This window comes from Porphyromonas sp. (assembly GCF_030529325.1).
Lineage (GTDB): Bacteria > Bacteroidota > Bacteroidia > Bacteroidales > Porphyromonadaceae > Porphyromonas_A.
Genome location: NZ_JAUMXC010000061.1, coordinates 1 through 10,230 on the forward strand (window position 1 = coordinate 1; position 10,230 = coordinate 10,230).

Annotated in this window: 8 protein-coding genes; 5 read left to right on the forward strand and 3 right to left on the reverse strand. The window is 47.2% G+C overall.

What is annotated here, in order from left to right; translation table 11 throughout:
* Together Q4A14_RS08105 and Q4A14_RS08110 are read right to left on the reverse strand one after the other, a co-directional pair.
* On the reverse strand, positions 1-473 hold a 473-nt coding region (locus Q4A14_RS08105; protein ID WP_303171304.1), incomplete at its 3' end, for a DUF5020 family protein.
* A 192-nt stretch (positions 474-665) separates the two neighbouring features.
* Positions 666-1,841, reverse strand: a complete 1,176-nt coding sequence (locus tag Q4A14_RS08110; RefSeq protein WP_303171305.1) for an AI-2E family transporter — start codon at positions 1,839-1,841, stop codon at positions 666-668.
* A gap of 91 nt (positions 1,842-1,932) precedes the next feature.
* Here Q4A14_RS08110 and dacB point away from each other — a divergent pair, with 91 nt between their 5' ends.
* The 5 genes from dacB (at position 1,933) to Q4A14_RS08135 (ending at position 9,663) form a co-directional block, all read left to right on the forward strand.
* Positions 1,933-3,399 carry a D-alanyl-D-alanine carboxypeptidase/D-alanyl-D-alanine-endopeptidase gene (gene dacB / locus Q4A14_RS08115; RefSeq protein WP_303171306.1) on the forward strand — a complete coding sequence of 489 codons (1,467 nt, stop codon included), beginning with the start codon at positions 1,933-1,935 and terminating at the stop codon, positions 3,397-3,399.
* A gap of 417 nt (positions 3,400-3,816) precedes the next feature.
* On the forward strand, positions 3,817-4,911 hold the full coding sequence (locus Q4A14_RS08120; RefSeq protein WP_303171308.1) for a TlpA disulfide reductase family protein: 1,095 nt from the start codon (positions 3,817-3,819) through the stop codon (positions 4,909-4,911).
* Positions 4,912-5,211: 300 nt separating this feature from the next.
* The gene (locus Q4A14_RS08125) at positions 5,212-7,272 is read left to right on the forward strand and encodes a TonB-dependent siderophore receptor (protein WP_303171309.1); all 2,061 of its coding nucleotides are present in this window, start codon (positions 5,212-5,214) and stop codon (positions 7,270-7,272) included.
* Between the two features lie 32 nt (positions 7,273-7,304).
* Complete coding sequence (locus Q4A14_RS08130) at positions 7,305-7,982, forward strand: HmuY family protein (protein WP_303171310.1); 678 nt, start codon at positions 7,305-7,307, stop codon at positions 7,980-7,982.
* 163 nt (positions 7,983-8,145) lie between these two features.
* Positions 8,146-9,663: a PepSY-associated TM helix domain-containing protein gene (locus Q4A14_RS08135; RefSeq protein WP_303171312.1), complete on the forward strand. Its 1,518-nt coding sequence runs from the start codon at positions 8,146-8,148 to the stop codon at positions 9,661-9,663.
* 313 nt (positions 9,664-9,976) lie between these two features.
* On the opposite strand, the gene Q4A14_RS08140 is transcribed toward Q4A14_RS08135, so the two are convergent.
* The coding region (locus tag Q4A14_RS08140; RefSeq protein WP_303171314.1) for a transposase at positions 9,977-10,230 on the reverse strand (254 nt) is incomplete at its 5' end.

The following is a 10,230-nucleotide window of genomic DNA, read 5'->3' on the forward strand; positions in this document are numbered from 1 at the left end:
AATACTCTGTTCCATGATGTCCAAGACCACACACCTGTCAACTGCATGTTGTGAGGCTTCTCAAAGTCTTGGTCATGACGGTACATCATGCTGAGGTTGAATGCATTTCCATTCTTAGCCCAGAGGTAAGAGAGACCTCCGAGATATGTGTGGTTCAATGATCCGCCGTTGCTCACACCACCGTTGTATTCGACGTGAAGAGCGATAGGAGCTTTCCAAAACTTCAGTTCTCTTGCGATCTCAAAGTAAGCCATGTCCATCCCTTTCTTGCCGAGTTCAAAGTCAACGAAGTAGAAAGTCTGTCCCCACTTGTCAAAAGAGAGGTTTTCGATGGTCAGGATCATCGGAGAGTGGGTCTCTTGGTTAGTCTTATCGATACGCTTACCGATGTTGTAGTGTGTTTGCACATTTTGAGCACTTGCTACACCTATTGTTGCCATGATGAGGGCAACAAACGAAAAAAGTTTCTTCATGTTTTTTCTTAGTTTTTATCGTTATAATGTTGAATTATCCAATGGGGCAAAGTTAATGCAAAATCTTTACTGTACTAATCTCCCTCGTCTGCGTAGGCTCCCAAATGACAGAGATTTTACTACTTTTCACAAAGATGTAAAGCCGCTAAGATATAATTAACGCGCCTGAGCTCAAGCCTGTATCTCCCCCGCTTACTCTTCAGGTTTTGGATCTTTATCAGACTTGGAGCCGAACCATTTTGATAGTTTTGACTCTTTGACCGGTTCTACCAACCCGCCTTTTTCGATGGGTTCACCTACGATATACTTCATGTGATAAGTATAGAGGATCATCGTGAGTGGGAGGGCAAAGAGCATCCCGAGGATACCGAGAAGCGATCCCCAAATAGATAGGGAGAGGAGTATCACTGCCGGCTTCATCCCCATGGTCTTGCCGAGGATCTTAGGTACAAGGATGGTGTCTTGTATCACTTGTACAACCCCCAATATACCAAGGGCGAGGGCAAGTACGACAAAGAAGTTTTGATCCGCATCGGCAGCTTTGAGCAAGGACGCCAGTGTGATGGGGATCAGTCCGAGTGTCTGCATGTAGGGAATGAGGTTGAAGACCCCGATAAGGAGACCTATGGAGATACCCATCGGCAGGTCTATGATCCTGAATCCTATGGCAAGGAGCACTCCGACACAAAGCGCTATGAGTGATTGCCCTTTGAAGTAGCTGTTGACATAATACTCGACGTTGTCGATGGCTTCACTCACAAATGGGTGGATCTTTTTGGGTAGAAGATGATAGATCCCCTTATTGAGACCCTCATAGTCATTCATTATAAAGATGAGATAAAGGAAGAATAGGAAGATCACAAAGAGTCCCATGAGAAACGAAAATGTACTCATCACAAGACTCCATGACTTTGTCACGAATTCCCGCACTGTCTCCACGATCCTGTCCATGTCTATCCCGGCGACAACGGACTCCAAGTCCGTGTACTCTTCGAGCCTTTCACGGATACTCTCAGGTAGTATCTTGAGGAGGACATCAGAGCTTGCGTAGAATGATATCAGCTCCCAGCCCTTGGATACTTCCTCCTTGATAGACGGTAAAAGGAGGAGGACTATGCTCGTGATGATGGATATCATCAGAAATAGCACGGTCAATATGGAGAGGATGCGACTCTTAAACCTCAACTTGTTTTGGAAAAAACGCACCAACGGCATCAGCATGTATGCCACCAGCCAAGCCAAACCAAAGGGCAAAAGTATCGGCATCAGTGAGCGTACAATGTAGCCTGCAAGGAAGATCGCAAGGATGATAAATATTATACGGGCTATGCGATCTATGGTAAAGGGTTTGGCAAAAAAATCTTTCATCTCTATTGTCAATAATCAATATCTTTGTGAACAAGGGACGATCGAGATATCACTCTCCCTTGTACTACTCCAAACAAAGATACACAAATATATGATAAACATTATCAACCGTATGACACGTCGGGGATCTCTCCTCGCAGCCTATCTCTCTTTATCTCTCGTCTCTCAAGCACAGGTCGTGCGTACTCCTGCCGAGCCCGAAGCCTTCAAAAATATCTTTTGGTCCCTCTGTGTCCAAGATGCAGAGACCGGCGAGCGTCTCGTGGATATCCGCCCCTGCCATCTCATGACACCTGCCAGCACACTGAAGGTGCCCACCACAGCGACAGCCATGGAGGTATTGTCTCCGGACAGCAGACTCTCCACCCGCATCTGCATGAGAGGAAAGATATCAAACGGAGTGCTCGAAGGAGATCTGTTCATTATCGGGGGAGGCGACCCTTCTATCGGCTCGAGGCATCTCAAGAGCGAAGACCGACATATCTTCTTCAGAAAAGCCGCGGATGCCCTTGCAGCCAAGGGAATCTCTGTCGTCAAAGGAGACATCATTGCTTACAGTCCGCAGTCGTACGACTATCAGGCTCTCAATCCGCGTTGGTTGCACTACGATATGGGCAATCACTATGCTGCCGGAGCTTACTTGCTGAATCTTTTTGACAATAGTTACGAAGTTGTCTTTTCCGACTATGGACGTCGATTTGTGCACATGCCTACGATCCCGGGACTGAAGTTGTCCGGAGCATATACTTACTCCACGACGCGGAAGTCCGACTCCCTCTACATCTCTATGCCGATAGGAGATGGGGGGCATAGATTGATCACAGGCGTCTATCCGGCAGCTGTCAAGCAGCTCGGCATCAGGGGCGATATCCCAAACCCACCTTTGTTCTTTGCGCAATATATGAGTATGTACATCCGGAAGCGGGGCGTCACGCACAAGGGGAAGTGTCGCACGGCAGATACCCTCCCGTCGACAGATATGCCTTTGCTGTATGAGCATCTCTCGCCCACCATAGAAGAGTTGGCGAGGCTTACCAACATCCACAGCATCAATCTCTATGCCGAAGCTCTACTGAGGCAGACATGGATCAAAAAGCGTATGGAAGAGGGGCGCAATCCGACTCAGGTTGCCCTTCATCACAGTCTGCTCTACTGGCAAGGGAGGGGGCTGGTATCCGGAGAGGCAAATGTCTTTGATGGTTCGGGGCTGTCTCCCGAAAACAAGATAACCGCCAACTATCTCACCTCCCTCCTTGGGAAAGTCTACCGCAGTGACTCCACTCACAGATTCATGAGGACTCTTCCCCTTGCCGGAAAAGAGGGCACGGTGACTTCTTTTCTCAAAGATACTCCTCTCTCCGGCAGAGCATATCTCAAGAGTGGCTCGATCAAACACGTCATTGCCTATGCCGGATATATCCAAACTCCCGATGGGAAGGTCTATGCTGTCTCTATCATGGCCAACAACTTCACCCTCCGTCATGCCGAGATGCGCAAAATATTTGAGGGAATTTTGTTGGAGACTTTCGGGACAACCCTGTCTCCGGTATCGGAGTGACTTGAAGGTGAGGAATATAGGCCGCATTTTTTTGATGTGGCAATGGTCGAGCAAAAGAAAGATGTACATCTCTCGAAAATCAGGAGTCTAACTTGACAAATCAAGTTAGACAACCTTTTTTGGGCTATATTTCTCCCTTTTATGTGAGGTTGTTTTTTCGCCTCATTATCATGTGCTTAACTATCGTTTGCTCGTGTCTTGTCGGAAGTCCCGCTCGAGACCGATCTTTTTTTGCCTGAATCTGTCTGATGTCGATCGGGGATGATCAATGTGAAAAAGCAGACTAACTTCCAAAGGATCAAGGGCGAATAAATGCTCGAACTATAATAATTTGTACCCCGATAATGATACTGAACGGTAAAATATCCTTATCTTTGCAAAGAAAAATAACTTTCTTAATCAAACAAGATTAAAAACATGAAGAAAATCTTCCTATCAGCGGGTATCGTGGCGATGGCAATGGCTGCCTGCCAACCCCAATCCAAAGGCTTTGAGTTGTCATCAACTACAATGCCTGCCGAACTTAACGGCAAGTATCTATACATCGGTGAACGTGGTTCGGACGCTGCTCCTGACTCGGTTCTTGTGGAAAACCAATCTTTCAAGTATACATCTGACGTAGATACTGTGAAAATGTATTACGTGAGATTTGAAGGTGGTGTACTTCCTCTTTTCAAGGATGGCTCTAAGGCTGTCATCGAAGCTAACGCTGCAGATGCTCAGATGCCATTTACTGTGAAGGGCTCTCCTATGTTTGACCGTTACATGATCATGACAGAGGAAATCAAGGCTGCAGTCGAGCCATTCAGCGCACAAGCCCAGGCTATCTCTCAAGATGCAGAAAAGTCTGACGAGGTGAAGCGTGCAGAGATCGACTCTCTCATCACTCAGATGTCAACAGCTCAAAATGAGGTAGCAAAGAAGTACCTCGAGATGTATCCAGACAACGTACTTGGTGTCATCGCATTCTCAAGCTTGTCTTATGATGACAACGCAGAGTTCATCTCTGCTTATGAGGCTGCTTCTGATGTGATCAAAAACAACAAGGCACTCAAGGATCGTTATGAAACTATGCTCAATGCTGAAAAGACTAAGGTCGGTACTCAGTATGTAGACTTCGATATCAAGGATGCTGAAGGCAATGTGACTAAGCTTTCTTCTTTCATGGAAGACGGTAAGTATCTCCTTGTAGACTTCTGGGCTTCTTGGTGTGGTCCTTGCCGTCGCGCAATGCCTCACTTGGCAGACCTTCACAAGGCTTACGCTCAAAAGGGTCTCCGCATCCTCAGTGTTGGTACATGGGAAAGAGATCCGGCCGACAACGCTAAGGCTATCGAAGAACTTGGTGTTATGACTTGGGATGTTATCCTCGATACAGAAAGCAACGGTGCTAAGGTTTACGGTCTTACAGGTATCCCTACTATCTTGCTTATCTCTCCGGAAGGACAGATCCTTGTTCGCAGCCACAATCCTGAAGAAGTGGATGCTAAGCTCAAGGAAGTGATCAAGTAATATCCCGACTGATCTGCTACACTGTTTTAGCAACAGTTGAAATACAGACACCCCTTGCATCAGACCGATGCAAGGGGTGTCTGCTTTTTATGGATCGGTCTCCGGATAGGGAGTCTTTCTTCGGAGCTTAGTCATGCTAAAGAGCTGAATTTTGTCCATTTGTATATTCTGTTGAACAAAGTTTTATGCTTTGGGGGTAAAATACCAATTTATGGTGATTGCGAGAGCTGGACGCAATATCTAATTTTGCAGCATAAAGACCACAGAGCTAAAACTCTCAACACTCACTTTGCATTATTTATGAAGATCCATATCATCGCAGCCATACTCATTGGCGCGTTTGTATACTGTATATCTGCACAAGCTCAAACTCCGTCAAAGAGTCTCTTTGATGATGATACACGACATGCTCTTGATGAGTTTGTCGTCACGGCTACCCGCACTCTCAAGAAGATATCCGACTCTCCCGTGATGACGCAGGTCATCACAGGTAAGCAGATTGCAGAGAGAGGGATCACGGACTTCAAGACGCTTTTGATGCAAGAAGTACCCGGACTGACGTTCAATGAAGTGGGGTTTGGGACCAGCATCAATATGCAAGGGTTGGATGCCAAGCACATCCTCTTCCTCGTAGATGGTGAACGCCTGGCCGGGGAGACCGGAAACAATATAGACTATCAGCGTATAAACCTCGATAATATCGAGCGTATAGAGATCGTCCAAGGTGCAGGTTCCGCTCTTTATGGTACTCAGGCGATGGGTGGAGTCATCAATATTATTACAAAAAAGCCTAAGGGGCGTTTTCGTGTCTCTTTGAATACAAAGTGGGCTCCCCTTTATCAGAACAATTTCCCCAGACTTGAGGCCGATGATAAGTATGAGTTATTTAAGCGTAATGCGGATGCTCCCAATTTCAACGGATCTCTTACTGCGTCTTATGCCCATAAGAAGTGGAGCACACAGACAACATTTACGCGTAGGAGTGCAGATGCATTCAGCCTCTACGATACAGAGGGACTTACGAAATACTTCAAGGAGTACGATGTGACTTTGACCATGCCGGTAAAGTCCGTGCCGACAAACGTCTCAGGTTTCGGTCTCAACAGTTTGCGACAAGCATTTACTTTTACGCCAGATGAGAGACTCTCGTTCTCGGCCACAGGTACACTGTACGAGATGAGTAAGTATGATCTCAATCACGACAACATCTACGAGTACAATACCGATCTTTCAGGTACATTGTCGGGGGCTTACAGATTGAGTAATGGAGGGGAGATAAAAGTTTCATTTTTTGCAGATCAATACAACAGATACCAGAAATTTGAGCTGATCGAAGGGCGCAAGGACCTTGTCTACAAGCATCGGATGATCCAGCCTCGCTTGTCGTATATCCAAAGGCTTGGAGAGAGTCACGAACTCAATGTCGGAGCGGAGTACTTCGATGAGATGCTTTATACCGATAAGTTCACCAACGACAGTTACACTTCCCGCAGTCAACACAGCAGTGCATTGTACATCCAGGATGACTGGCAGATCACTTCACGTATAGGCCTGGTGACGGGCTTGAGAGCAGACTATCACAGTACTTATGGATTCAATCTCGCACCCAAGTTGTCCGCCATATACAAGATGATTCCCGTGACTTTCCGCCTCAATTATGGTGCCGGCTATCGTTCGCCCGGTATCAAGGAGCTGTATATGAATTGGGATCACTTTGGGATGTTTATGATCTACGGTAATACAGATCTGAAACCGGAGCGTAACCATTACCTGTCTCTGTCATCAGAGTATGTTTCCAAGCGTTTTTATGCGATTTTGTCAGGTTATATCAATGCTTTTTCCAACAAGATCGAAGGGATATGGGCAAAAGATCAAAAGGAACGGCACTATCGTAATCTCCAATCCGTAGAACTTATGGGGCTACAAGCACAGGTGCGCTTCAATCCTTTTGTAGAGGGATTACAGCTCCATGCTTCGGCCAACTACCTCCATCCCGGCGAAGTCAATGGCGCTCAGCTCAACTCTCAGAGCAGATTTTCCGGGACTTTCAGAGCGGAGTATCAAAAGGCTTGGAAAAAGCACGGTCTGAATGTAAACCTCACCGCTTCTTATATCGGCAAGAAAGAGTTTGACGTACAGGAGGATTTGCTCCTCCAAGACAGGCTTGTCAAGGCGTCCTACACCACTACGATACCCGCTTATACGCTTTGGTATCTGGCATTGTCTTACAGGTACGACAGGTTTGGAAGGCTGACTTTTGGTCTCGACAATATTTTTGATTATCACGCAGCTATACATAGCTTTAACTCCTATACGGGCATCGGGCGTAACTGGTTCGTTGCCCTCAACTTGGAGATCTGATTCACTTATTTAATCAACAACACTACAAAACTATGAACAAGACAATTTTTACAGTAGCTCTGATCCTCACAGCAGGACTGCTCTCCCTCACATCATGTGATAAGAAGGGGAGCGAACCTACACCTCCCAATGGTTCTGTAAAGGAATATATGCAGAGCAAGACGACTCAGGTCAATGGCGAATGGATTTATTTTTCATTTGCGACGGGCAAGGAAGTGGCAGGTGTCACAGAAGCGAATTATAAGGAACGTTTGGACTGGGATATCGCGATCAATACTTTCTTCTTCCGTACCAACAGCGGTAAGTCCGGTAAGGGTAAGGGTGGTGCCATCATCACCGACAAGACCGAACTATCTGCTCTCACCGAAGCTCCAAAGGATGGTTATCATGTTGACGAGGACTTCAAGGTACTTGGCTACCAAGGTAGGGTAATCGAGGTGCAGACGACTGCCAACGTGGAGCTTAACGGCACTCCGAAGATACAGCTCACTCCTACGGTCGAAATACAGTTGGGTAAGGCTATTTCTTTCTACGGAGCTCCTCCTACATATATCTACAAGGCTGATGACCACGTGTTTGTGATCCGAACAGCGGACGGTAAGTATGCCAAAGTGAAGTTCATCGGTTACAAGAATGCCGAAGGTACACCGGGCTATGTGTCATTCAAGTATGTATACCAGTCCGACGGTTCTACTACTTTTGGCAAGTAATGCACATTGATCCAATCATCCGATCATGGAAATGATCTAAAGGAAACGACAACCTGTGATCCGTATCAGATAACGTGCGGATTGCAGGTTGCTTGTTTTGTAGATCTCTTGTGCAGAGCCATAAATAAGCTCTGCTGTCATCATCTCTTATCTCTCCGGCAGTATGAGAAAGTTTCTTCTCAAGACCCACAAGTGGGTAAGCATCATCCTTCTCTTTTTCATCCTCATGTTTGCCGTCTCAGGGATTATCCTCAATCACCGCGGTGCTGTATCGGGGATCGATCTCTCACGTACCCTATTGCCGAAAGGGTATGAGTACAAAAATTGGAACAACGGCAGTGTCTCCGGCTCCCTTACACTCCGTGACAGTTCGGTCTGGATCTACGGTGGCTCCGGAGTCCGGCAGACCGATAGAGATGGCAGTCGGTTCGTAGACCGCAATACCGGTCTGCCTCCCGGAGCAGATCACCGCAGTATGCGCTCCCTGGTCGAGACAGCATCGGGCGAACTTTTGGCTTTGTCTGCATTCTCTCTATACAAGTATGATGTGGAGGGAGAGAAGTGGGCACCGGTCGAAGGGCTGCCGCACAGTGAGAAAAGCTACACAGATCTCATCGCTCTCGGTGACAGCGTCTTGCTCCTTTCGCGCTCTCATCTCTATCTCAGGGATGCCCGAAATACAGACTTCGTAGAGATACAACTCCAAGCTCCGGATGGATACTCGCCCAAGGTCTCTCTTTTCCGTACATTGTGGCTTCTCCATAGCGGCGAACTCTTCGGACTTGCAGGGCAGATTGTAGTAGACATTGTCGGCCTCATCCTCATCATCCTCTGTGTCACTGGGTTGATCATCACGATAAAAATCATGATCACCAAACAGAGAAAGAAAAAAGGTCTCAAGACTGATAACAAGCTCACACGATTTTCTCTCAAGTGGCACAACAAGTTGGGCAGCCTCTTCCTTGTGTTGCTTCTTCTCGTCACCTTCACGGGAATGTTTCTCCGCCCCCCCTTGTTGATCGCCATCATCCGATCCAAGGTAAGTCCCATACCGGGCACAGAGCTGCATAGCGACAATCCTTGGCACGACAAGCTCAGACGCATCCGTCATGACAAGAGCGCCAATGACTGGTTGCTCTCGACTTCGGAGGGTTTCTTTACTCTTTCCGATCTTACAAGTCGTCCCGCTCCGTTGAAGAAAACTCCACCCGTGAGCGTCATGGGGATCACGGCTTGGCAACAGCAGGCTGACGGCAAGTGGGTAGTTGGCTCTTTCAGTGGCCTTTTCGAGTGGGATAGAGAGACGGGAGATACTTTTGATCTTATCAAGGGAGAGCCTTATGCAGGGCGTAAGGGCGGAATGCCTACCTTTGACAATGCTATAAGCGGATACTCGGACGACTTCAGGCACGGAGCACTCCTTTTTGATTACAGCAAGGGGGCTCGATTTGTACAAGATCGCGCAGACTTCGTGGAGATGCCCGATGAAATGTGCCCGGGCCGTATATCACTGTGGCACACGGCTCTCGAACTGCATGTGGGACGACTCTATGACGGATTTATGGATCCCGTCGCTCCCATGTTTGTCTTCCTTGCAGGCTTTTTTCTCCTAAGTGTCATCATAACAGGCTACATCATTTATCACAAGTGGCACAAAAGGCATAAAAAGAAAAAGGCCTGACCTGTCGAACTTATGATAAATGGTGACTTTCTATTGTCTGGAGAATGACTTTTCGGAGAGATCCCGAGAACAAGATATAGAAGGTCTCAAATCAAGATGCCTACCTTGACTCATCAAGGTAGGCATCTTGATTTATCAAGGTAGGCAACTTTTTCCAACACCTCAAGGAAGAGTTTTCGGATCAAGTCTTGATCGAGTGGAGCAGGGTGGAATAGATTTGGGTAGTGTCCCAAAAAGTGTGTAAGGTTAGTTGTTCCTTTTATTCCCGGGGTAACCCCGGGGGTAAAAAACTTTGAGTTTTTCGGGTTATTGCTCATTCTATTTGATACTCCGGTCTTGGAAATAGGGTAACCTTTGTGTAAGTCCTTTCGGTCATATCTCGGGCTACAGATCCGAGGAGAAAGAGCACGGCATCAGCCGAGGGAAGAGCCCCACGCATGCGCAACGTGCGCTTATAACTACGATTGAGACGCTCCACCCGATTTGTCGAGTAAATCATACGACGAACACCCTCCGGGAACCTCAGGTAGGTGAAGTAGTCTGTATTGCGAGGTGCCGATAAGGAGA